Here is a 24,672-nt window from a genome sequence, read left to right as displayed (position 1 = left end):
CTAATCCCCTAAATGGATAGCTTGCTGAGGCGTTTTTTACGGCCCCACGCGAAGTTGACGATGGCACGGGTACCAATGATAGCGGTAAACATCGACGTCAAAATACCTATCGCCAGTGTCACTGCGAACCCTTTAATCGGTCCGGTGCCCACTGCGAACAGGATAATGGCCGCAATCAGAGTGGTAATATTACCATCCGCAATCGATGACAGCGCGTTGTCATAGCCGTGTTTAATCGCCTGCTGCGGGCTGCGTCCTTCTTTAAGCTCTTCCCTGATACGCTCAAAAATAAGCACATTGGCATCAACCGCCATGCCCACCGTAAGCAGAATACCCGCCATGCCCGGCATGGTCAGAGTAGCCCCCGGGATAAGCGACATAACGCCGACAATCAGGACTAAGTTGGTAAACAGCGCGGCGTTGGCAACTAAACCAAACTTACGATAATAGATACCCATGAACAGCAGAACCAGAACGAAGCCCGAGACAATGGCAGTCAGACCGTCACGAATATTCTGCGCCCCTAAGCTTGGGCCTACAGTGCGTTCTTCGACAATCTGAATCGGTGCTATCAGTGCACCGGCACGCAGCAAGAGCGCCAGGTTCTGTGCATCGGCAGGCGAACCAACACCGGTAATGCGAAAGTTTGAGCCCAAACGCGCCTGAATCGTCGCCACCGAAACAACCTCTTCCACACGTTCAAAGTCGATGCGCCCGTCTTCAGTGGTTTCACCAGTGGCAATGAACTCGATGAAAACCGTTGCCATCGGATCGCCAATGCGGTCACGGGTTGCCAGTGACATCATGTTACCGCCGGCAGAATCAAGCTGGATGTTTACCTGCGCCCGATTGTTTTCATCAAAGCCCGAGCTTGCATTAACGATGTGGTCACCGGTAAGAATAATCCGGTTTTCCAGCAACTGCTGACCGCCGCCGCGCACGTCATACAGGCGGCTACCAAAAGGTACCCGTCCTGATTGTGCATCACGTAAGTCATTCTCTGTATCCACAAAACGGAATTCCAGAGTCGCCGTGGCGCCAAGAATTTCTTTCGCTCGTGCAGTGTCCTGCACACCCGGTAGCTCAACCACTATACGGTCTTGCCCCTGACGCTGAATCACCGGCTCAGCAACGCCCAGTTCATTAACCCGGTTGCGGAGAATCGTAATATTCTGAGAAATCGCATTGACCCGGGTTTCCTGCAGATACTCATCTGTCATTTCCAGACGAAGCGAATTCGAATCACCATCGACATCTGTGGTGTAACCCTGGTAGGTATTGCGCAAGGCATTGTTGGCTTGCTCTAAATCCGCAGCACTACGCAAGGTGATCCGAACATCGTTACCGTCTTCCTCAACCCCACTATAGCGAATACCTTCTTCACGTAAGCTACTGCGAACTTCAGTCACCATTTGCTCACGGATTTTCTTCATCGCTTCTTCCATGTCCACTTCCATCAGGAAGTGAACACCACCACGCAAATCCAGCCCCAATTTTAATGGCTGACCACCAAGGGCCGCCAGCCAGGCTGGTTGAGCAGGTGCCAGATTGAGCGCAACAATGTAATCGCGACCAAGCTCAGTCGCCAACACGTCCTGCGCAGCAAGCTGTGCATCATCCGAGTTAAGACGGATCAGGATCTGACCGTCTTCCATGCTAATTCCACGTGGCTCAATGCTTTCAGACCGCAATACGGACTCGACCTGCTGCAGAGTGGTGGTATTTATCTCCCCGCTGCGCGTTGCCGAAATCTGAATAGCAGGGTCTTCCCCATACAAATTAGGCAACGCATACAGGGCCCCGATGAGGACCACGGCGATCACCATCAGGTACTTCCACTTCGGGTAATAATTTAACACGAGTACGTCCTTCCAGAGCGGGCGTTACAGAGTTTTGATAGTACCTTTTGGCAGAACCGCAGCTACAGCACTTTTCTGCACTGTCATTTCCACGCCTTCTGCAACTTCAACTACCATGAAATCATTGTCGTCTGATACTTTCACAATGCGCCCTACCAGGCCACCCTGGATCAGTACTTCGTCACCTTTGCCCAATGCCTGAACCAGGTTTTTGTGCTCTTTTACTCGCTTGCTCTGCGGGCGATAAATCATGAAGTAAAAAACCAGACCGAACAGTGCCAGCATGATAATCAATGAAAATGTGCCACCTTCAGCCTGGCCCGGCGCCGCAGCATGTGCGCTTGAAATTAGAAAATCCATAGTAGTTCCTCTGTAAATTGTAATAAATTAGGGCGTCATTCCAGTGAGTTATTGGGTCCACCGGAGTGACACACAAGCATTACCGACTAAAATATTTTTAAAATAGCGCCGCATTCTACCTAAAAGCGGCGCAAATCTAAACGGTCAGGCATCGATCCCCATACTTCGTAAGCGCCTGAGCAAACCAATTCTCGACACCTGCAATCGCGTCGTCATTTGCTCGAGGTCGCCGCCACTGTCCTGATAAGCCTGCCGCAGCTCACTGTCCGGGATATCCCCAACCGCGCGCAACTGCGGATGACGTTTTATCAACTCGTACACAGAGCCCCGCGAAATACCTAGTTCATCAGCGGTCGCCTGCATGTCGTAGCGCTGATTCTGCAGTGCTTTGAGCAGCTCGTCCTGAGTAATTTGGCTCGGTTTGCGACGTTTTACTGTCGCCGGCTCTGCAACACGCCCGGCTTCGCCCGTTACCGAGCTGTGGCTTAAACTGCTCAGTAAATGCGGGTCCATTTGCAGGTGCTGGTCGCCACGGCTATCGACCACCAACTGGCGGGTTATATTCAGCAACTGGCGTACATTTCCCGGCCAGGGGGCCTGCATCACCTGACGAACCAGGTCGCAACTAAGCCAGGGCGCCTCAAATGAGACAGGCAGACTATCGCTGCCTTCAACTTTTAGCCAGTGCCCCTGCAGAAAATTGCGTAATAAAGCCGGAATATCTTCACGTCGCTCTGCTAACGGCGGCAAAAATATCTGATAACTACTCAGGCGGTGCAACAGGGGCTGTTTAAATTCATTCTCTCCCTGGGCTTCCAGATTGGCATCGGTCGCCGCGATAACCCGCACATTTACCTGGTCGGCCTCGGTCGACCCTACCGGCACCACTTGCTGACTTTCCAGTGCACGCAACAACATCGCCTGCACATCCTGGGAGGCCTCGCCGATTTCATCCAGAAACAAGGTTCCCTGATGAGCGGCCTGAAAGTACCCTTTGCGGTCCGTGGACGCGCCGGTAAACGCGCCTTTGACCGCGCCAAATAACTCAGATACTGCCAGCGACGGCTGCATGGCTGGAATATTCGCGACAATAAACGGCTTGCCAAAACGCTTTGACTGACGCCGGATGGCCTGAGCCACCAGTTCTTTACCGGTACCAGTGGCCCCGCGAATAAGAACCGGCTCATCCATCGACGCCACTTTACCGATACGCTCGCGAACCTGCTGCACGCCCTGGCTAATCCCAACCAGACCCAGATCATCCTGCAGCATAGCGGGTTCCGGCATGCACTTAATGAAAAGCATCACGTGGTCACCGAGGCAAAGTTCGACCCCTTGCTCCAGGCTTTGCTGGTCTATTCGAAGCTCGTCCTGTAAGACCTCGCCGTTCAGTGAAACCGGCGCTGAATAGTCCTGACGTCGCAATATAAACGTCAACCCACCTTCCCGCACCAGCCGCATCGACTTACGGCTGACCTGAGGTACCGACAAGCCCTGACCAATACTGCTTGTAGTGGTATGAAACTCCGGCCAATGGCGATTAATTTCCTGCTCGCCAAACTGCATTAAGCCATCCAAAGCACAAAACTCTCCGAGTCGATTCGGATCCGGGTGACAGGCAATAATTGCAACGGGCAACAGCGCATCCCGAGTGCTTTTGCACACCGCCTGACCGCGATTCGAGAACTGTTGTGTAGGCTCGTCAAAATGATTACTCACTCGCCCTCCTTTTTAAACGGCATCGCCTTGTTATTATTGCATTTGTCTAGACTGACATGAGCCCATTTTTCCATAGTAATGGCCATACTAATAACTAAAAGCGTTTGAAACCAGATATAATGCTGGCACACTTTGTTCTTTCATCACATTATCCGGGTTCTCACCACTTATATGCTGGACTGGTTTTATATTACAGATCTGCTGGGCGTTGCTGTCTTTGCAGTATCAGGCACACTGCTCGCGTTTCGCAAACACATGGACGGGTTCGGCGTGGTCGTACTGGCGTCATTAACTGCAATTGGCGGCGGCACCACTCGCGATTTAATTCTCGATGCACCCGTTTTCTGGTTGCACGATGCGACGTATTTCGTGGTCATTCTAAGCGCGGCCATGCTGACCATTGGCTGGCTTCGTTTTCGCGCTTATATTCCGGTCAACCGGCTCCTTTTAGCGGACGCTTTGGGTATCGCGTTTTTCACCGTGCTTGGTGCAGAGAAAGCCCTCAACAGCGGCGTTAGCGGGTTCACCGCCATTATTCTTGGTACCATGACCGCCGTGTTTGGCGGTATGTTGCGTGACGTCGTCGCCCGTGAAGTACCGCTGGTACTGAAAAGCGAGCTCTACGCCACGACCTGCATTGCCGGGGCCACCGCCTTCGTCCTGTTGTACCCCTACAGCGACGCTCTGGCGATGATTGTCGCATTGGTTATCACCTTCACGTTACGGATGGGCGCACTGCGCTACCACTGGTCGCTGCCGGTATTTAACGAGCAACAGGATAAACATTAACCATGTTAGGGGTTGCAAGCGTTCTTCTCGTTGCCAGCCTCTATTTGTTATTACTCTTCTACATTGCGTCGCGCGGCGAGCGTAAACCACGGGCACAACGACCTGCTCCCTGGCGTTACACCCTGGCACTCGGCGTGCATTGCACCAGCTGGGCGTTCTACGGCACAGTTACCCAGTCCGCCTATTACGGCTGGTCGTTTGCGCCAACCTATTTAGGTGCCATCGCGGTCTTCCTTTTCGCTCACGGCTTGCAACTGCGCATGTTGCGAGTTATCAAACGACGCAACATAACCTCCATTGCCGATTTTATCGGTTCGGGTTACGGCAAGTCTCAGTGGCTTGCCGGGCTGGTAGCGATGATTACGCTGGTTGCTCTGATCCCTTATATTGCACTTCAGCTGCGCGCGGTCACCGCCAGTTTCGCCGCCGTCACCGGGTTTAGTGCAGCGAGCCTTCCCTGGTTCAACGATGTCTCAACCCTGGTTGCCATTGTTATGATGGGGTTTGCCATTTTATTCGGCGCTCGCCGCTTAAGCCTGTCAGAGCAACATCCGGGGCTGATGAACATGGTCGCCTTCGAGTCACTGGTTAAGTTGTTCAGTTTTATGCTGGTTGGCGTATTCGTAACCTACTATCTGTTCGATGGGATGGCGGATTTGTTACTTCAGGCAGCGGCTGATCCGCAGGCCCGGGCGGTGCTGTCAGGAGCTCCCAATGGTGGCTATATCTTTGTCACCCATATGCTACTCGGTGCGCTGTCGATGTTTGTCCTGCCACGCCAGTTTCAGGTCACCTTCATTGAGAACACCGATGAACGCGAATTAAAGACCGCTCGCTGGGGATTTCCACTCTACCTGTTCGCGATTAACTTCTTTATTCTGCCTATTGCGCTGGCAGGCATCATGCTGACACCGCAGGCGCAGGTAACAGATACCTTCATGCTCTCGTTGCCGATTGCTGCAGAGCAGCCACTGGTCACACTCATCGCGTTCATTGGTGGCTTGAGTGCTGCCACCAGCATGGTGCTCATGGCAACCCTGGCGCTAAGTATTATGATCGCCAATGACCTAATCACGCCGCTATGGGTGCGCCACAGTACGCCAGGCAGCCGGGCTCGCAAGTTTACCTCGACCGCCATCTTGAATATTCGCCGCCTTTCAATGGTCGCAATTATTGCGCTGGCCTGGGGCTACCATCAGCTAACAGAAGCCGGGCTCCCGCTGGTTAGCAATGGTGTCATTGCCATGGCGCTATTGATCCAGCTGGCTCCGTCTATGCTCGGTCCCATGTTGTGGTCAAAAGGTACCCGCTATGGCGCCCTCAGTGGTATTCTGCTTGGCACCCTGGTCTGGGCATGGCTTCTTGTGTGGCCAGCCCTGCATAGTGTCAGTCCTTCAATCGATGCAAATTTCGAAGCCCGATTAAGCCAGGGCATCTGGCTGAGCCTCAGCGCCAACCTGCTGTTGTACATTTTTGTTTCGATGCTACTGCCAGGCCCTCGTCGCAATAGCCAGCAAAGCAATGGGCTGAACTCTGACTCAGCGTCATCAACAAGCCTTCAGGGAGAAACCGAAATTAGCTGGGGGCGCCTGCGCAGCGTACTTGCCCGCTTTGTCGACGAGAGTGATATTCAGGCGCTGGAGAACCGACTCAATACCTCGTTGCTAACTCAACCAGCCGACACCAGGGTAGCGCCAGCGCTGGTTCGTCAGGTGGAACGCGAACTGGCAGGCGCTATCGGCAGCACCGCCAGCCGGCTGATATTCGAAAGCCTCGAGCAACAACCCGATTTACCTCTTGACCAGGTTGTTAACTGGGCGACTGAAGCCTCCCGAATGTATAAATTTAACCGCGAGCTTTTACAGGCGTCGGTCGAGAATATTCCACAGGGGATTAGCGTGGTCGATAACGACCTGCGGCTGGTCGCCTGGAACCGCCGCTACCTGGAAATATTTGCCTACCCCGAGCAGCAAATTCATGCCGGCATGCCAGTGGACGAGTTGTTACGTTACAACGCCGAACGCGGACTGTTTGGCGATAAAAGCCAGCAGCAGCTGGAAGCGGAGGTGGAGAAACGCCTGCACTTCCTCCGCGCAGGCAGCGCCTACCGGTATCAGCGTGCTCATGGCACCCGCATGATCGAACTCCAGGGCAACCCCATGCCGGAGGGCGGTTTCGTCACCACCTACACCGATATAACCGAGCTGGTCGAGACCCAGCGTGAACTGAAACGGACTAATCAGGAACTTGAGCAACGCGTGGCCGAGCGGACCCGTGATCTGAGTACCGCTAAGCAAGCAGCTGAAGAAGCCCATTTAAGTAAAACCCGTTTCTTTGCGGCCGCCAGCCACGATCTAATGCAACCGTTCAATGCCGCAACCCTACTGTGTGACATGCTGTTGCAGCGGTTACAGGGAGACAATGCCAGTATCGTCAGGCAGGTCCAGCTTTCGCTGCACAATGCTGAAGAACTCCTTAGCATGCTGCTTGAGATCACTAAACTTGACTCGCGCTCAATGCAGGCACAAATAACCGAAGTCCCCTTGCAGGAAATTTTTCATAATCTAGACAATGCATTTAGCGTGGTGGCTCAGGATCAAGGACTCTCATTACAATTCCAGGCCACCAGTGCGGTGGTTCGAAGCGACCGCAAACTGCTCCAGCGAATATTGCAGAATTTACTCTCCAACGCGATACGTTACACCGACCATGGCAAGGTGGTATGCGGGGTACGCCGTCGTGGTGCCTATATAGATATTCAGGTCCTTGATACTGGAATTGGTATCGCAGAAGACAAGTTACACCTGATATTTGACGAGTTTCAGCAACTCGAAAGTCGAGGGGATAACCCAGGGTTAGGTCTCGGCCTGGCCATCGTGGAACGAATTGCACGCTTGCTCGGTCTGCCTATCAGTATTCAGTCCCAACCCGGAAAAGGGACCTGTTTTAACCTGAGCGTGCCCCTTCAGGGATACCAGAAAGAACCAGCTCCTGCGCCAGTCATCAGTTCCGTTCCCGGTGTTGATGCCTTCCTTCTGCATCGTCATGTGCTTGCAGTCGATAATGACCCCCAGGTACTGAGCGCCCTGGCAGGCATACTTGAAGAGTGGGGCGCTAAGGTTACCCGGCTAAGCGATATCAGCCAGTTAGATCAGTTGCAGCAGGCACCGGATGTGATGGTGGTCGACTACCATTTAGATAACAATACCACCGGTGTCGAGATGATTGATGCGGTTCGGACGAGATATAAAAGCCCATTGGCGGCAATTCTCAATTCTGCTGATGACAGTGAGTCTATTCGTCAGGCAGCAGCGGATGCAGATGCGTTATTCATTCCCAAACCGGTAAAGACCGCCGCCCTCAAACGACTGCTCAAACGCTTACTTAACAAAGCTTGAAGTTCAAAGCTTGAATTTCAAAGCTCGGTCACCGCCGTGTCGTCTTCTACCCGTAACATCTGGCGGAACAATATACCTGCCTGCGTCCGGTTGTTGACTGCAAACTTGCGCAGAATCGCCGACACATGCTGTTTTATGGTGGTCTCCTGAACATTCAGCTGGTAGGCAATTTGTTTATTGAGCAGCCCGTCCGCAATGCATTGCAGCACTTTGAACTGTTGCGGAGTCAGTTGTTCAAGCTGCGCTGCAAATGCCTGCTCGGCTATACTCTTCGCTGTATTCTGCGGCTGCGCCTGAAGCTCGCGGCGAATCGCTTGCGGGACCCAGGTTTCGCCTGCTAACACTTGCCCGACTGCCTCGTTAAGTGCCTCCAGCGGCACTGACTTTGGAATATAGGCGCTGGCTCCAAGGTCCAACGCACGACGAATAACGTCAAGCTGTTCGTTGGCCGACACTACCACCACCAGAATACCAGGGTATGCGTTACGCAGCGCGCCGAGCCCCGTCAGCCCTTGATTCCCGGGCATATTTAGATCTAGAAATATCAGTTCTACCTGGTCTGCGCGTGGTGTGCTTTGCAAATAATCACGCAGGCTGGCGTAACTCGACACTTCTTCAATAGCATCGCCAAGGCTTGCCGATAACGCCTGGTGCAAAGCGGCACGGAACAACGGATGGTCATCTGCGATAACTGCTTTAGCCTGATTGGTCATACGTAGTCTCCTCAACCTTTATTTTCTAGTGTAACGGCATTGCTGGCAAAAAAGGACTTTAAAACAAGCAGCGTAAAAAAAGCCACCGGAACGGTTTCCCGAGCCGGTGGCAACAGCTGAGAGCTGGCTTTTAATTATCCGACTTAAAAGCGATAGCCCACAGAGAGCGACACAGTTCTCGGTTCACCGTAATAACCAACGATAGTATCTTCACCACCCAGGCCCGGGCCTATAACATTGCCCTGATCATCGCGTGGTGCTGCGAAATTGTAGCCTGCTAAGCGATACTCTTTATCAAACAGGTTCTTGATATGTAACCCTGCATTCCAGCGCCCGTCATTGGAGTACCAGACCACGCTGGTATTCGCCAGGGTGTAGGCATCCATATCCAGTAACGATGGAACCTCAAAGATTTGCGTATCGCTGCGGTACGCGAGGTTCCCTGACCAGACAAAATCACCATACTGGCTTGGGAACTCATGAGTGATTCCCAAGTTAGCACTCCACTCCGGTGTATTTGCAAATGACCAAAGGTCAGAAACGTCATCAACCTGCTGAGTCTGCGGATTAAAGAAGGCTACCTCATCAAAGCTGGCGTCGACGAAACCTATGGTGGCATTAACTGACAACAAGTCAGTCAGGGCAAAAATACTTTCAATTTCAAAACCCTGCACCGTTGCATCGGCAGCATTCAGAACCTGCGAAGCGACACCGTTCTCAACAGCACGCTGAACGGTCACCTGCATATCCTGATAGTCACTGTAGAAAACGGCCGCATTCATGCGCATTCTACGGTTCCAGAATTCTGCCTTTATACCAGCTTCATAGGTGTCAACAATTTCCGGGTCATATGGCTCACTCGCATCCGGGTTCAGGCTAGCATCTGCGCGCATATCAACACCGCCAGACTTAAAGCCATTGCTGTAACTTGCGTAATACATCAGGTTTGAATTTGCCCGATAACGAACGCTGGCGTGGGGTGAAAAGCGACTCCAGTCGGCCTCTGTCTCAAAGTTCGAGTTTACGGCGAAAGGCTCTGCTTCATCGTCGAGGAACTTCATTCCCAGATAGGTTGCTCTAAATACATCGGCGGTTTTGTCATCCTGAGTATAACGGCCACCCAAAGTAATCGACCACTGACTGGTTAAATCATAGGTACCCTGACCAAAAATGGCCTGGCTTGAGGTATCCACACAGCCACCGTTTTCCACAGTCACACCAGCCAGTCCAAGAATAGTTCCAAACACCCCACAGGCCTCACCTTCATAAAAATAGAGCCCGCCAACGAAGTTGAAATCGATACTGCTGTAATTTAACTGAAGCTCCTGCGTAAACTGGTCATCCTCATAAATAGCCGGAACCAACAGTGCCGGATTTGGCGTCGAGTCAAAGTCGATGTTGGTATTAGTATACCCTTCACGGTAGGCGGTAACTGACTTGAACATCCAGTCGTTATTGAGTTCCCAGTCAACAGTCACTGACGCGCCTTCGGTGCGGACACGGTTGCGCACGGGCAACGCGGTATCGGAATCAAACACACTGTCATACGGCTGTTGCTCACTGACCTGGCTCGGCGTCAGCCGGTAGCCACCACGCGAATTAGAATGGTCATCGGTGCGGTCAGCCGAAAAACGCAGCTGGATCCGGTCGCTGGCGTTCCACAGGGCACTAATACGACCCGTCATAAGTTCTTTGTTGTAGTTTTCATCACCGGTGTTGCGGAATTCACCAAAGCCATCGCGGTTCAGGGTGGCAAAAGCGCCACCCACATAGAAGTTATCAGTCAGTGCCGTTTGGCCGCTCAGTTTTAGGTCGCGCTGATTATAGCTCCCGACGGTGCCCTGAATATGCCCTTCAGTATCACCGGTTAAATCGCGGGTAACATATTTCATCGCACCACCGATGGTGTTTTTACCGTACAAGGTCCCCTGAGGGCCCCGTAGTACCTCGACCCGTTCTACATCAAAGACTTCAAGCACCGCCCCCTGTGGCCGGGCAATGTAGACATCATCGATGTAAATACCTACCCCTGGTTCGAAGCCCCACAACGGGTCCTGCTGACCAATGCCGCGGATGTAGGCGGTCAACGTCGAGTTGGTGCCCCGACTTACCTGCAGCGTGGTATTCGGTAAGCGTTGCTGCAGTTCAGTAATGTCGCCTAACCCAACCTGATCCATATCTGCTGCACTAAACGAGGTCACCGCCACAGGCACTTCCTGCAGGTTCTCAACCGAACGTCGCGCGGTCACCTGAATCCGTTCCAACCCCTGTTCGTCCTCAGCGTCCGCCTGGTCCTGCGCTGACACCGACATACTGATCCCACTAGTAACCGATGCAACGGTTAATGCAATCAGAGAGCGATTAAATGTCTGCTTATTCATGAGTGTTTCCTCTAATTATTAGATATCCAGATTCTGTGTTCTGGTACTCATTCTTATGTCATGGCGGATAGACTTTAACCGAATGTTGGCAATTTGTGATCTGTACCATAGTACTATGGGGCATTATCCGAACCTGACGCACAATAGCGGCAGGTGCTCTTAACGTCATGGCAGGACTGTTAATCACTAGTTTGAGGTAACGCATGTTAAGTATCATAGGATTGGTTGGCGGCCTGGTGCTGCTCATTGTAATGACACTGAGGGGGTGGAACCTCTTCATAAGTGCACCACTGTGTGCGCTGCTTGTCGCCCTGACCAGCGGTATTCCGGTTTTTCTCGGTGAGATAAACTTCGTAGAAAACTATATGGATGGTTTCGCGGGCTTTGTTGCCGCCTGGTTCTTTATGTTTTTACTCGGCTCTATGTTTGGTAAATTCATGGAAGACACTGGTGCCGCCGACAGCGTTGCAGAGTGGATTGTTGGGCGTATCGGAATGAAAAACGCGGTGCTTGCAGTGGTCCTCGCCTGTGCCATTTTAACCTACGGTGGCGTCAGCGTGTTTATCGTCGCATTTTCCGTTTACCCGATGGCATTGTCTCTATTTAAGGACGCCAATCTGCCCCGCCGTTTTATTCCTGCCGCGCTGGCGTTTGGCTCAGTCACCTTCACCATGACCTCAGCGGGTTCACCGGAGATCCAGAACTGGATTCCGATTGCCTACCTTGGCACCTCGCCGTACGCAGCCTGGGAGGTGAGTCTGGTGGTGGCTGTATTTATGGCTATTATCGGGTACTGGTGGTTGCGCCACATGATTCTGGCGGCGATTTCCCGCGGTGAGCATTTTCAGTCGCGGGCCAGCGATCCTGAGGTAGCTGACCGTCGACGTCCACACCCGATTACTGGTCTTATTCCACTTTTAGTGGTGCTTGCACTGTCATTCTTTTTTCACGAACGGCTGCAGCAAATGGCGCTTATCGTTGCCTTATTAGGCGGTGTTCTGAGCCTGACTTTGATTAACTGGCGCTATTTTAACAATATTCAAAATGCCATGAGCGACGCTACCACAGGGGCCTTGATTGCAATCGGTAACACCGCTGCAGTAGTCGGTTTTGGTTCGGTGGCTAAGGTGACACCGGGGTTTGAGGCGGCGGTTATAGCAATGACTGCAATTCCGGGCAATGAACTGGTTGGCGCGGCCATCGCGGTGAGCGTTATTGCCGGGTTAACCGGCAGTGCATCCGGTGGACAGGCAATCGCCCTGCCGGAAATCGGTCCCCATTATCTGGATGCCGGCGTGCACCCTGACGAACTGCACCGGATTGTCTCGATATCCTCAGGTGCGCTCGACTCCCTGCCGCACAATGGTTACGTGGTCACCACCATTCGCGCCATCTGCAACGAAACCCACAGCGCCGCCTATGGTCCGGTTGCTGCGGTGACCGTCGTGGTGCCGGTGATCGGTCTGGCGCTGGCTATTGCACTGTTCAATCTATTCTAAGGGGCTCTCATGCAATCGTTTGAACCTTCATTGTCATCCAGCCAGGGGATCTCCGCGAATATGATGCGCACCCCCTTACGGATCATCGACCTGCTGCGCCATGCTGCGCGCAACCATCCACAGCAGCGCATTATAAGCCGGACTGTGGAAGGTGAGATTCACCATACCAACTACGAGCAGACACTGCAGCGCAGCGCCCAACTGGCCCACGCATTGACCCGGTTGCACATTGAACCCGGCGACTGCATTGCCAGCATGGCCTGGAATACCCATCGTCACCTTGAGCTTTATTACGCCGTCAGCGGCATTGGTGCGGTCCTTCACACCGTCAATCCAAGGCTATTCAGCGAGCAGATTGAATACATTATCAATCATGCAGAAGACACCTACATTTTTGTAGACCTCGATTTTCTGCCGTTGCTGGAACCCATTTTCAGTCGACTGCCAAAAATCAAAGGCGTGATCGTACTAACCGACGATGAGCACATGCCAGCTACCGTCTTACCCACTCAATGCTACGAGCAACTACTAGCGAAAATGCCCACCGACTACGACTGGCCCATGCTGGATGAAAACCTCGGAGCCTTGCTGTGTTACACATCCGGCACGACCGGCCACCCCAAGGGTGTGCTCTATTCACACCGGGCGATGGTTTTACATGCGCAGGCTACCGCCTCGGAGGCACTTTTGGGGCTGCGTCAGGACAGTGTACTGATGCCAATGGTCGCTATGTACCATGCTGGTGCCTGGGGTGCCCCTTATGCTGCGCCGCTGGCCGGTTGCGCACTGGTGCTACCGGGCAATGGCATGGACGGTGAATCCGTCTGGCAATTAATCCGCGACTACCGGGTTAGCATTGGTCTCGGGGTTCCCACGATCTGGCTTACCCTGCATAACTACCTGGCGGAACAGGCGATTACCGATGTTCCCTTGCAGCGGGTCTGTGTCGGAGGTGCGGCCTCGCCGATGGGCCTGGTGAAAACCTTTGACACCCGTTACAACGTCTACTGGCAACCTATCTGGGGCATGACCGAAACGGGTCCGCTGGCAACCTCAGCGCCGCCCACGGCGGAAATTCTGAGGTTACCCGATGCCCACAGGTATCAGATTCAAACCACCGCTGGACGTGCCGTATTTGGGGTCGAGATGGAAATCTTTGACAGCAACGACCGTGCGCTGCCCCATGACGGTGAAACCCGCGGCGAACTTAGAGTACGGGGGCCCTGGATCTGCAGTCAGTACTATAAACAAAGCGATCTCAGCAGCTTCCCGAATGGCTGGCTAGCGACCGGTGATATCGCAGTGATCGCAGCCAATGGCTACATGCGAGTGGTCGACCGCAAGAAAGACGTGATCAAAAGTGGTGGCGAATGGATTAGTTCGTTGGAAATTGAGGACATCGTCTCGCAACATCCTGCGGTCAACGAATGCTGTGTCATTGGCGTTCGTCATCCGAAGTGGGATGAGCGTCCTTTGCTACTAACGGTGCTAAATCCCGGCGAAAGCGACAACAAAGCCGCGATCTATAAGTTTCTCGAAGGGAAGATCGCCAAATGGTGGACGCCGGATGACATTGTCTTCGTCGAGAGTCTGCCTCACACCGGCACCGGTAAACTAACCAAGAACGTGCTGCGCGATCAGTACGCCGATTATTTAATGCCTGCCGCCAGCAAGTCTGAGCTGCCGAATAAGGAATCGTTATGAAACTAATCAACTCCGTTATCAGCGCGTTGTGCCTGGTCAGCGCACTCTCCCTGTCCGCCATAGCGAACGACCAACTGGTGAGCAAACAGGTTTATCAGGGCGGTGCATTTACTTTTTTTAACGGGCAACAAATCGATCAGTTCGAAGTCGGCTGGCAAAGCTATGGTGAACTCAACGAAGAGGCCGATAACGCCATTCTCATTACCCACTTTTTCTCCGGCTCCAGCCATGTCGCGGGCCGCTATGAAGACGGCGGCGCACTTGGCTATTGGGACGCCATCGTCGGCCCCGGTAAGGCAATCGATACCGACAAATACTTTGTTATCAGCATCGACACGCTGGTCAATCAAGAGCCGCATAACCCCTATGTGACCACCACAGGTCCCGCCAGTATTAACCCGAATACAGGTCAGGCTTATGCACTTGAATTCCCGGTTGTCACTATCCGCGATTTCGTCAATGTACAAAAAGAGGTGTTAGAAAGCCTCGGGATTGAACGCTTACATGCCGTGATCGGAGCGTCCATGGGCTCGTTGCAGGCACTTGAATGGGCTGTCGCTTATCCGGATAAAGTGGACCGTATGGTGTCTGTGATTGGTATGGCGCAAACCGATCCCTGGACGCTATTGTCATTGCAACAATGGGCCGAGCCTATTCTTAACGACCCCAACTGGGATCAGGGCAACTACTATAGCCAAAGAAATGACGACGAGACTACCAGCGTCGGTCCGCAGGCAGGACTCCGCCAAAGCATTATGCAAATCAGCTTACAGGCTATGCACCCTCGGGCAATCAACGCGATGTTCAGTGATTTTAATACTCTCGACACCGCCGCGTTGGAGGATCCCCTTGCCGTTCACCCACAGGTAGAATGGCTGCGGCAGCGAGCTTCTGAGCGCGCCCGTTACGCCGACGCCAACCATATTCTTTACCTGATACGGGCGAATCAGTTATTTATCGCGGGTATGCAGGACAACCTGGATCAGGGGTTAGCCAGGCTGCAAGCCTCTGCTCTGTTTATGCCAGCGAAGAATGATTTGTTGCTACATCCGAGTATGGCCCGGCACGCCCATGAAAGCCTGCTGCGACTTGGCAAAGAGAGTCAGTATGTCGAAATCGAAGGAGATTGGGGGCATTTAGACGGTCTGGTCTCTATTGCGACTCAGGCGGATCGGCTAAAAACCTTTCTCGCCGAGAAGCGGCAGCGTTCAGAGTAATAAAAAACCCATCGCCTGCTCTACCAGGCGATGGGTTCTGCCATATACAACTCTGCTTAACCGCCCCCGAGTCGACCCCGGATTACGTCGCGCAAACGGTTTTCTAATTCGTCCCGGGCGCTGTCACGCAAATTATCCAGCTCTTCATCAAGCATGCCCTGAAGGGTGCTTTCGCGCTCTTCAGCCAGGCTACGCAGTTGCTGGATCTGCTCCAGACGCGGTTGAATATCGCCTAATGCTTCGTCCACCTGGCCCTGTAAGCGGGCCTGTACATCAGCCAACTGACTACTGGCATACTCCTGAACAACGCCTGATAAGGCGGATGACAACTGGTTATCAAGGTCAGAATCAATCCGCAGTCGCGGTGAACCAATGCGCCCTTCAAGGCCAATATCGAGATCAAAGGCATTGATTTGCTGTAACGCACTGCCAAGCATCGCGGTCCAGCTGCGCTCTCCTTCTGTGCTCAGGTCAACCGCACTTAGGTCAGCGTTGCCACCACCACTAAAGCGACCGTTCTCAATGCGGATATCACCCCGGCTATTAATCATCGCCTCGGCCATATCAATGCGAATATCACGCTGCTCAAGCAGCGTTTGCGCCGACAACTGAGCACCTTGCAGCGCCCATTGTTGCTGACCGCTGAATTCGATGGCTTCATTAATAAAAAAGTTACCGTCTGCATTCAGACTCTGCCAGTAAGGGCTTTCACTAAGCTCAAGACGATAGGTGGTCGGGCTGCCGATACGCTCATGCTGCCAGGTAATATTGTCCCAGCGCAGCGCCAGGTCAACTTCGCCGATACGCATCGAGGTCGTAGCCAGTGCAATCAAAAATACCGGCCGGTTACCACGGTCGAAATCAATATGGCGCCCTTCCCAGCGAGTAGGCTTATCTTCCGCTTCACGTTGTAGCATAGGCGCGACAAAGTCATAAGCGACCAGTGCATAATCGGTCCAGCGCTGCACCTGCGGCCCGAATAAAATGCCAGCCATATCACTAATAGCTTCATCATCCATCGCTATCAGTCTGCGGACCCGGTCAATATCTGCCGAAGGCGCATCACGCAAACGCTGGACGTCTTCACTAACCTGCTGGTACGCACTTTCGACTGAGTTTTTAAACTCGCGTACCGCATCACGATCCGTACGCATGTCATCACGCAGTTCACTCAAGGTCTGACGCAATTCTTCGAACTCTTCTATCGAGCGCGGCCGTGCTTCACGCAGTGCATCTAACCGTTCTTCATAGCTCTCTATGCGCTCGCTATCCGGCAGCTGGTCACGACTACCCTCAACATTGTCACGGCTTTCGCGGCTGCGGGTTGAGGTAGTTTCAATAACCTCAGGGGTGCGAATTTCACTGCGCTCAAGTAACTCATCGACGTCCGGAAATTCAAAGCCAAGCTCGGCGAAGCGCTCGCCCCAGGTCGGTGTGTCACCCTCAGCTTCCCGCTCAGCAATATAATCGGCGCGAACTTTACCCCGGCTCTCGCGCTCAACCCCCATCACAATGCCATCAGCATTTAGCTCATCGATATAGATACGCCCAATCATCGCTTGCAACAGCTGCATTTCAAAGGCGACGCGATCAGCCTGAAAGCGGTTTAGCTCAGGCGTTTCAGGGTCTGTAAACTGAACCTTTTGCAGCTCCAGCGCGAAAGGTGACCAGCGTAAATCAAGTTTATCAATATTGACTTCAGCCCCGTTTACTCGGGTCAGGCCGGTGGTCAGGCCCCAACGCATCAGCGGTGCCGCAAATAAATACACCAGCAGAAATAGAACAGCAAAAAATCCAACGAATGTCAGCAGGCCCTGCCAACGAATATATTTATTCATGGTTAGCCTCCTCGTAGTCCGTTAACACGCTGATACACACTCCAGAATTTAGAGCCTTTCAGCCCCTGCACCACTCTCAGTTTCACAAACCATGCCTGGACCCGCTGGCGGTAATTAATAATCAGGTAATAACTGATAAACAACCAGACTGGTGCAAACGCCAATGCAAAAACCAGCGAGCCTAAGGTGATGGTGTGGTTAAATTGCAGCAGCCGCGCCAGCGGGTTGTCATACAGGCTGACCCAAAGCCCTTGCAAGGCATCGGCCTGAAGTAAGGCCTCACCAATCCAGTCCGCGACCGGGTCAAACAAATAGGCCACACCGGAAAAGAAAATCCAGGCCAGCAGGAAGCCGCTGAAATTAACCCGCAGCGACATGGCAAGAAATAGAATCACTAAATTATGCAGACTAAACAGCGGCGTCAGCCCCATGATCATGCCAAGGACAAAGGCCCAGGCGATTGCCCAGGGCCCCGACTCCGAGTTCAGCGCTTTGAGCAAACGGGCAAGCATTCCTAACATAGAATACCCTCGTTAAAGTAATGGTTGGTTAGTCAGCTGCCCCAAGCTCTTTGGCCCGCTGCGCGGTTTGTGTTGTCAGCGCAAGATCCTGAGGCTGCCATCCCTGTGTATTATCCAATACCAACTGCGCCATCATATCGATGTGCGCACTGTCGGCATTGAGACATTCAATGTACTGATAGGTTTCGCCGCCGGCTTCGATAAAGTACTCACGGTTCTCCTCACCAATTTCCTCAATAGTTTCAAGGCAATCAGAAGAAAAACCCGGGCAAACCATCTGCACCGACTTGACGCCTTTAGCAGGCAACGCCTTTAACGTTTCATCGGTATAAGGCTGCAACCATTCCTCGCGGCCAAAGCGCGACTGGAAGGTTGTCATGTACTCATCTTCGCCCAAATCTAAGTATTCTGCCACCAGCCGCGTGGTTTTATAACATTCACAATGGTACGGGTCGCCCTCAAGCAGGTAACGTTTGGGCACGCCATGGTAGGAAAACAGCAGCTTGTCGGTGCGTCCGTGTTCGGCCCAATGTGCCTTAATTTTCTCGGCGACAGCGGCAATGTACGGCGGGTAATCCGGGTAATGGCTGATAAAACGAAAATCCGGTAACCAGCGACGCCGGGTAAAGTCCGCCGCAATGTCATCAAAGGTAGACGCCGAGGTGGACCCTGAATACTGCGGATACAAAGGCAGCACCACCAATTTACGTACACCGGCCTGCATTAGCCCTTCAATGGCATTATGAATAGACGGCTGCCCATAACGCATGGCGAAGGCGACTTCGACGCCATCTCCGAACTCGTCCGCCAGCTTGACCGCTAAGGCGTCGCGCTGTGCCTGAGTGTGAAACATCAGTGGCGAGCCTTTGTCAGTCCATACAGTCTGATAGGCTTTTGCGGAACGGGCTGGGCGAATACGCAAAATCACCCCGTGTAAAATAACTTTCCACAGCAAACGCGGTACTTCAACCACCCGCGGGTCGGACAGGAACTGGCCCAGATAGCGTCGTAACGCCGACTTGGTTGGTGCTTCAGGTGTGCCCAGGTTAGTAATCAGCACGCCAATTTTCGCGCGTTCACCATGTTTAAAGTCAGACCGCCCGTTGTACTTCATATTCTGTTTTCCTTTCTACAAAATTTGCGCCATTATAAACGACAATCCTGGCCATTAAGTCCGCTTAATACGAATTAGCTTAATCTAAAGTTCAGTTCGTTGACAGACTTCATACCTGGCCTGGTTTTAAGCTGAAATTGTGGGTTCATTTTTTTGGAGTAACATGCGTAATACAGCGTTGATCATCGTTGATGACCTGGCCGACTGGCAGCCCTACCACCCGAGCCAATCGGTTATGAGTGCCCGTGAATATATGCAACAGGCGGGCGCGCGACATCGCGGTACTATTATTAATTTATGTGCCGATTTGTCTTATCTTTCGACCGGCTACTATGTCAGCCTGCTTGCCGAAGCGCGAGGTCAGCGTGCACTGCCGTCGGCAGGCGTAATGAACGACCTGGCTAACCTGGATCACTACCAGCTGTTTTTACGGGACATGAGCCGCCAGTTGAACCGCTATGTCACAGATAGCATGAGCAACGCCGAGCGCGCCAGCATTCTGATTTGTTTCGGACAAACAGAGTCCAGCGAGTTAACTGAGCTGGCACGCCATTTATTTGAAGCCTATCCATGCCCGACATTGCAAGCGACCTTTATCCGTAACGGGCAGAATTGGACGATCGAGAAGCTTAGCAACCGACCGTTGAACGAGCTTAACGACGAGCAGCAGACTTTATTTGCCAATGCACTGGACGCGTTCAACAAGCGGGTCTGGCGCAAAGCCCGTGCGCGCAAAGAGTACCGCTACGATCTGGCGATTTTGCATGATCCGGATGAAAAAATTCCGACCAGTGATAAAAAGGCGCTGCAAAAATTTATTCAGGCCGCACGCTACAATGACATGGACGCTGAGCTGATCACGGCCGATGACTACAGCCGCCTGCTTGAATTTGACGCTCTTTTTATTCGCGAAACCACCCGTATAAATCACCATACCTATCGCTTTGCCAAAAAAGCGCAGGCCAACGGGCTGGTGGTCATTGACTCACCGCAAGCAATTTTAAAATGCGCCAATAAAGTCTTTTTACATGAGTTGCTGGAAAAGAATAAAGTGCCGATGCCCCGTTCCGAGTTACTTATCGACGGCGACAATCTGGACTATGCCGCAATTGGCGACAAACTTGGCTACCCGGTGGTGCTAAAAATTCCAGACGGCGCATTCTCGATTGGGGTGGAAAAGGCCAGTAACGAAGACGAACTGCGTGCCACCGCAAATCGGTTATTTGAAAAATCGACCATTTTGCTGGCACAGGAATTCATGCGCACAGACTTCGACTGGCGCATTGGGGTCCTCAATAACCGGGCCGTCTATGCCTGTAAGTACTACATGGCACGCAATCACTGGCAAATATACAACCATGCAGAAAGCTCGCGCCATCGTAGCGGCGATTTTGAGTGCATGGGCGTGCATCAGGTGCCTAAAGAAGTGATTAAAGTCGCATTGCAGGCGACCCGCCTGATTGGTGACGGACTCTATGGGGTCGACATGAAAGAAGCCCCGGGTGGCCCGGTTATCATCGAGGTCAATGACAACCCCTCTATCGATCATGGGGTCGAAGACCTGCACCTTAGTGATGAGCTGTATCGCATCATCATGGCCGACTTCGTGCGCCGTCTGGAGCATTGATGGCCGCTGAACACAGAGTTCGCCAGGCACAGCCAACTGATCTGAACGCACTCTGTGCCCTTGAGTCAGCCACCTTCAGCTATGATCAGCTGGGTCGACGCAGCTTTGCTCATTTGCTGCGCAGTCCCAGCGCTCAGGTCTATGTGATTGAACCTGCCCATGGCAGCAACGCCGGCGAGCTTGTCGGCTATGCCATTATCCTTACCCGTCGGGGCAGTCACTACTGGCGGCTGTATTCGATGGCTATCAGTACCCAGGCGCGCGGCCTGGGGCTGGGTAAGACATTACTTTGCTATTTGCTTGAGCAGGCAAAACCTCAGGCGGAGGGGATGCGCCTTGAGGTCAAATGCGACAACCAGGCTGGGCTTGCTCTGTACCGCCAGTTGGGCTTTGAAGTGACCGATATACTGCCCGGCTACTACTCAGATGGTACTGACGGCTATAAAATGCAGCTCAGCTGGAACTAGGCGTTAGTCAGGCTCTGTTAATCATCTTCTTCGAAAGCTTCCACCAGCGAACGGAATTCCTGGATACGTTTGCCGACACTTTCCACGTCACTGGCCGACTCAATCGCTAGCTGGTGGGTATCCTGTGAGGCATCATTAATTTGTTGCACACTGCTCTGTACTTCGCCCACTGCAGAACTATGCTCTTCAGCTGCCGTTGCGATCTGAATCATGCGGTCATTAATTGCCCGCACGTCGCCAGTAATGCTGGTCATATGCTTTTCAGATTCGCGACTTAACTCACCACATTCAGTCGCCATTTCACGCTGCGAGTGCATTTCCTGCTCCCATCGCTGCATGGCGTTACTCATCGACGAAATGGTATTTTCAATTTCATTCACCGCATGCTGAGTACGTTGAGACAGATTACGCACTTCATCCGCAACCACCGCGAAACCACGTCCTGACTCACCGGCGCGGGCCGCTTCAATAGCAGCGTTCAGCGCCAGCAGGTTGGTTTGCTCGGCAATCGCATCGATTTGCTGACTTACCGCACGGACCTGCTCGGAATGCCCTACCAGGGTGGCAGTTTCATCAGCCGCACTGGACACTCGGTCAACCAGCTCATTCATGCGAGTCGCGGTATTGGCGATAATGGCCGCGCTGCGGTCTATATTGCTGGTGGTTTCTTCACATACCCGGGCCGAATCCGATGCGTTACTGGCAATATCCTGCACCGTGGTCGACATCTCTTCCATCGCGGTTGCTATTTGAGTCACGGAGTCGACGCTGAACTGAGTCTTATCAAGGATTTTCTCGGAGCGCTGACGGGTCGAGTTCATGGTCGACGCAAGATCTTCCGTACCGTATTCCAGACGGGAAGTGATGGCCATGATCGAGCTGTCACGTAACGCGATCTCATATATTAATGAGCCCGCCAGATCCTGGCCGGCAAATACCTGGCGCTGAATCACATTGTGCCGCCCATCCAGCTCAGCCATAACTTTGCGCACATGGGCATGCGGCCTTAACAGCATTAGCATAATGGCAGAACATAATAATGGCACCACGCCAAGCCACCACGGACCAACACTGCTGGTAATAAGCACAGCTAACAGCACTAACGCCAGCGCGCTGTAACCTTGCCAGTTGAACAGTTGCGCCGGATTCTTCTTACGGTACAGCTGGCTGGCACGTTGCGCCAATTCTGGCGTGGCTTTGGTCAGTAACCACTGACTCCCGTTGCGCTTGCCAGCGCGGTAGGTTGGCCGGGCAAAAACATCCAGCCAGACATTGCCCCAGGCCCGTGTTTTGAAGCACAGCACCCCACGCCATGGAAGGTCGCTCTCCAGCGCATTGGCTATTTCATTCAACACAGCCTGTGGCGCTGCATCAATTAAATCGTGCAGGTGGCGTGATTTTAACTGAGTCTGGTCGCTCCCCATAAGGGTCTGAAACGACGGCAAGGCAGTCCGTACAGAGCCTTTAACGTTAAGAGAGAACACAAAAACGCTGTCGTCATTCAGTTGAGCAGAGGAGCTGGTCGTTGCTTGCATAACGTTACTGTTTACCCTGATTACCTTAAAGGCATAAGAGTACCATTATGAGCAATAGAGCGGAGAAATGAATGAAATAGGTTGGATTTATATTACAAACCAATAAAACCAGGTGTTTCAGCAGGATCTGAATAAGGAATCAACATTTAATATGGCATATAAGGGCTCTTCAGCCCCTAAATGCAACATAGAATAAACAAACCAATCCTGATTTTATAGCTTATATGGTATTTAACTAAATTCCATCAAAAAACCATCTGTTCTTATTGGTTTTTTAGAACGGTTTATCTAATTTTTATAGTTGCGCTTAACTTTTAATACCCGCTCACCGCCCTGCCGGTAGCGCTCAGTTAAACTGGCTATTGGCTCAGCGTTAGGGTTCAACTCACGACTGACCAGATAATCGGGGTTATACAGTTTTGAACCGGAGCGCTCACCAAGGTCGCAGGAAAAGGTGACAATGCGCTGGCCAGACGGTCGCTGCAGTGCAGCGAAGTAAGCCGCTGCCACGTTCAGCGCTGAGCTGCTTCCAAGGACAATACCATCCTCTTCGCGCACATAATTAGCGATGCTGACCAAATCTTGATCCGGTAGATTCAGTGCATAATCGATTTCTGCCTGACGAAAGTTCTCAACCCGACGCATGATCCCAATGCCTTCCGTCATTGAGCCGCCTTCGGCTTTGTATTCGCCGGTTTTGAGGAAGTTATAGCTGCCTGAGCCGTCCGGATCAGCCAGCCAGACTTCCAGTTGCGGGTTGCGCTCTTTGAGGTAACGCGAGTTGCCAGCTATAGTGCCGCCGGTTCCCGACACGGAAACCAGAATATCCAGCTTACCTTCCATCTGCTGCCAGATTTCAGGGCCAGTATTCAAATAGTGGGCGCGCATATTACTGGTGTTCTCAAACTGGTTCGCCCACCAATAGTCCGGGTTCTCTTCGGCCAGACGACGCGCTGTGTGGTAAAAGTGGTTGTCGTTTTTAAATGGTACCGGGTCGACCGCCATCAGTTTGGCCCCGTGCAATTCGATCATACGGGTTTTCTCAGCGGCCTGATCATTTGGCATCACCACCAGCAAGTTGAGTCCCAGCGACTTGGCTACCACCGCCAGGCCAATACCTGTGTTTCCCGCTGTGCCCTCAACAATGGTCATTCCGGGTTTCAGTTCACCTCGCGCCAGAGCGTCCTGCACCATCTGCAACGCCGCCCGATCTTTGATTGAACCACCCGGGTTCTGATACTCACACTTGACGAAAATATCACTGCCGGATAATTCAGATAATGATGAAATTCGCAGTAAATCGGTGTTGCCAATTAATTCAGCCTGATTGGTAGCACGGCGTAATCCGGGCATAATGATGAAACTCCCTAGCTGGGTAAATGCACTGATAACAGGCGTTTAGTATAAAGCAGTGTTGGTCCGGTATCACCTCTTGTAAAGGTTCGTTATTTTACGCCATAACCTACGCGATAGTGCTGAAATAATAGGCTATTTAATTTGACCAGTGCCCTATCGGATGTATACTGAGAATAGCTTGAATACCAGCTCGAATTTATAAACACGTACGATTTCCCTTCAGAAGATTCTCGTCCGGTTCTAAATAAGTCCTAGCTGCTTCCAGCTAAATCAGCCGCAAGGCTACGCAATTAATATGTTAAATTTCAGGATACATTATGTCTGACGTAATTACTGGTACCGTTAAATGGTTCAACGAGTCTAAAGGTTTTGGTTTCCTTGAGCGCGAAGACGGTCCAGACGTATTCGTACACTTCAGTGCGATCAATGCGGACGGGTTCCGTTCACTGGCCGAAGGCCAAAAAGTTTCTTTCACAGTTACCCAGGGTCAAAAAGGTCCTCAAGCTGAGAACGTCACTCCTATCTAAGGAGTCACAGAATCTTTGACGAAAAAGGTCGGCATTTGCCGACCTTTT

At 52.4% G+C, this 24,672-nt stretch carries 18 protein-coding genes; 8 read left to right on the top strand and 10 right to left on the bottom strand.

What is annotated here, in order from left to right; translation table 11 throughout:
* Window positions 1–8: 8 nt before the first annotated feature.
* The 3 genes from secD to CWE14_RS11860 all read right to left on the bottom strand — a co-directional run bounded on the left by secD (window position 9) and on the right by CWE14_RS11860 (window position 3,938).
* Window positions 9–1,859, bottom strand: coding sequence for a protein translocase subunit SecD (gene secD, locus CWE14_RS11870; protein WP_126799571.1), 1,851 nt, complete (start codon window positions 1,857–1,859; stop codon window positions 9–11).
* Window positions 1,860–1,883: 24 nt separating this feature from the next.
* Window positions 1,884–2,219 (bottom strand): preprotein translocase subunit YajC, encoded by a 336-nt coding sequence (gene yajC / locus CWE14_RS11865; RefSeq protein ID WP_126790092.1) that lies wholly within the window; start codon window positions 2,217–2,219, stop codon window positions 1,884–1,886.
* Between the two features lie 144 nt (window positions 2,220–2,363).
* Window positions 2,364–3,938, bottom strand: coding sequence for a sigma 54-interacting transcriptional regulator (locus CWE14_RS11860; protein ID WP_126799570.1), 1,575 nt, complete (start codon window positions 3,936–3,938; stop codon window positions 2,364–2,366).
* A gap of 171 nt (window positions 3,939–4,109) precedes the next feature.
* Between CWE14_RS11860 and CWE14_RS11855 the strand changes: the two genes are divergently transcribed.
* Window positions 4,110–4,727 (top strand): trimeric intracellular cation channel family protein, encoded by a 618-nt coding sequence (locus tag CWE14_RS11855; RefSeq protein ID WP_126790170.1) that lies wholly within the window; start codon window positions 4,110–4,112, stop codon window positions 4,725–4,727.
* A 2-nt stretch (window positions 4,728–4,729) separates the two neighbouring features.
* A complete protein-coding gene (locus CWE14_RS11850) occupies window positions 4,730–8,125 on the top strand; it encodes a hybrid sensor histidine kinase/response regulator (protein ID WP_126799569.1) in 3,396 nt (1,131 codons plus the stop codon).
* A gap of 17 nt (window positions 8,126–8,142) precedes the next feature.
* Here the strand turns inward: CWE14_RS11850 and CWE14_RS11845 are convergent, their stop codons facing one another.
* Both CWE14_RS11845 and CWE14_RS11840 read right to left on the bottom strand, forming a co-directional pair.
* A complete protein-coding gene (locus CWE14_RS11845; protein WP_126799568.1) occupies window positions 8,143–8,838 on the bottom strand; it encodes a response regulator in 696 nt (231 codons plus the stop codon).
* A gap of 143 nt (window positions 8,839–8,981) precedes the next feature.
* On the bottom strand, window positions 8,982–11,219 hold the full coding sequence (locus tag CWE14_RS11840) for a TonB-dependent receptor (protein ID WP_126799567.1): 2,238 nt from the start codon (window positions 11,217–11,219) through the stop codon (window positions 8,982–8,984).
* Between the two features lie 203 nt (window positions 11,220–11,422).
* Here CWE14_RS11840 and CWE14_RS11835 point away from each other — a divergent pair, with 203 nt between their 5' ends.
* The 3 genes from CWE14_RS11835 to CWE14_RS11825 are packed head-to-tail and all read left to right on the top strand — an operon-like array spanning window position 11,423 to window position 15,639.
* Complete coding sequence (locus CWE14_RS11835) at window positions 11,423–12,718, top strand: GntP family permease (protein WP_126799566.1); 1,296 nt, start codon at window positions 11,423–11,425, stop codon at window positions 12,716–12,718.
* 9 nt (window positions 12,719–12,727) lie between these two features.
* The gene (locus tag CWE14_RS11830) at window positions 12,728–14,422 is read left to right on the top strand and encodes a long-chain fatty acid--CoA ligase (protein WP_241972397.1); all 1,695 of its coding nucleotides are present in this window, start codon (window positions 12,728–12,730) and stop codon (window positions 14,420–14,422) included.
* Window positions 14,419–15,639, top strand: coding sequence for an E22 family MetX-like putative esterase (locus tag CWE14_RS11825; protein WP_126799565.1), 1,221 nt, complete (start codon window positions 14,419–14,421; stop codon window positions 15,637–15,639). The genes CWE14_RS11830 and CWE14_RS11825 overlap by 4 nt, the downstream gene beginning before the upstream one ends.
* Window positions 15,640–15,695: 56 nt before the next feature.
* Here the strand turns inward: CWE14_RS11825 and CWE14_RS11820 are convergent, their stop codons facing one another.
* Genes CWE14_RS11820 through hemH form a run of 3 tightly spaced genes read right to left on the bottom strand, consistent with a single transcriptional unit; the run spans window position 15,696 to window position 19,112 of the window.
* Window positions 15,696–17,477 (bottom strand): TIGR03545 family protein, encoded by a 1,782-nt coding sequence (locus tag CWE14_RS11820; protein ID WP_126799564.1) that lies wholly within the window; start codon window positions 17,475–17,477, stop codon window positions 15,696–15,698.
* A 2-nt stretch (window positions 17,478–17,479) separates the two neighbouring features.
* Window positions 17,480–17,998 (bottom strand): TIGR03546 family protein, encoded by a 519-nt coding sequence (locus tag CWE14_RS11815; protein ID WP_126799563.1) that lies wholly within the window; start codon window positions 17,996–17,998, stop codon window positions 17,480–17,482.
* Between the two features lie 28 nt (window positions 17,999–18,026).
* On the bottom strand, window positions 18,027–19,112 hold the full coding sequence (gene hemH, locus CWE14_RS11810; protein ID WP_126799562.1) for a ferrochelatase: 1,086 nt from the start codon (window positions 19,110–19,112) through the stop codon (window positions 18,027–18,029).
* Window positions 19,113–19,275: 163 nt separating this feature from the next.
* Between hemH and CWE14_RS11805 the strand changes: the two genes are divergently transcribed.
* Complete coding sequence (locus CWE14_RS11805; protein WP_126799561.1) at window positions 19,276–20,739, top strand: RimK family protein; 1,464 nt, start codon at window positions 19,276–19,278, stop codon at window positions 20,737–20,739.
* Window positions 20,739–21,206 (top strand): GNAT family N-acetyltransferase, encoded by a 468-nt coding sequence (locus CWE14_RS11800; RefSeq protein WP_126799560.1) that lies wholly within the window; start codon window positions 20,739–20,741, stop codon window positions 21,204–21,206. Before CWE14_RS11805 ends, CWE14_RS11800 begins: the two co-directional genes overlap by 1 nt.
* 17 nt (window positions 21,207–21,223) lie before the next feature.
* Here the strand turns inward: CWE14_RS11800 and CWE14_RS11795 are convergent, their stop codons facing one another.
* Together CWE14_RS11795 and CWE14_RS11790 are read right to left on the bottom strand one after the other, a co-directional pair.
* Complete coding sequence (locus CWE14_RS11795) at window positions 21,224–22,741, bottom strand: methyl-accepting chemotaxis protein (protein WP_126799559.1); 1,518 nt, start codon at window positions 22,739–22,741, stop codon at window positions 21,224–21,226.
* A 288-nt stretch (window positions 22,742–23,029) separates the two neighbouring features.
* Window positions 23,030–24,094: a cysteine synthase A gene (locus CWE14_RS11790; protein WP_126799558.1), complete on the bottom strand. Its 1,065-nt coding sequence runs from the start codon at window positions 24,092–24,094 to the stop codon at window positions 23,030–23,032.
* Window positions 24,095–24,414: 320 nt separating this feature from the next.
* Between CWE14_RS11790 and CWE14_RS11785 the strand changes: the two genes are divergently transcribed.
* Entirely contained in the window at window positions 24,415–24,624 is a 210-nt protein-coding gene (locus CWE14_RS11785; RefSeq protein WP_126790102.1) for a cold-shock protein, read from the top strand.
* Window positions 24,625–24,672 lie beyond the last annotated feature (48 nt).

Origin of the sequence: Aliidiomarina soli (assembly GCF_003986975.1) — a bacterium.
Taxonomy (GTDB): Bacteria; Pseudomonadota; Gammaproteobacteria; order Enterobacterales; family Alteromonadaceae; genus Aliidiomarina; species Aliidiomarina soli.
Note: the sequence above shows the minus strand (reverse complement) of the source record. Positions and strands in the feature narration are given on the sequence as shown.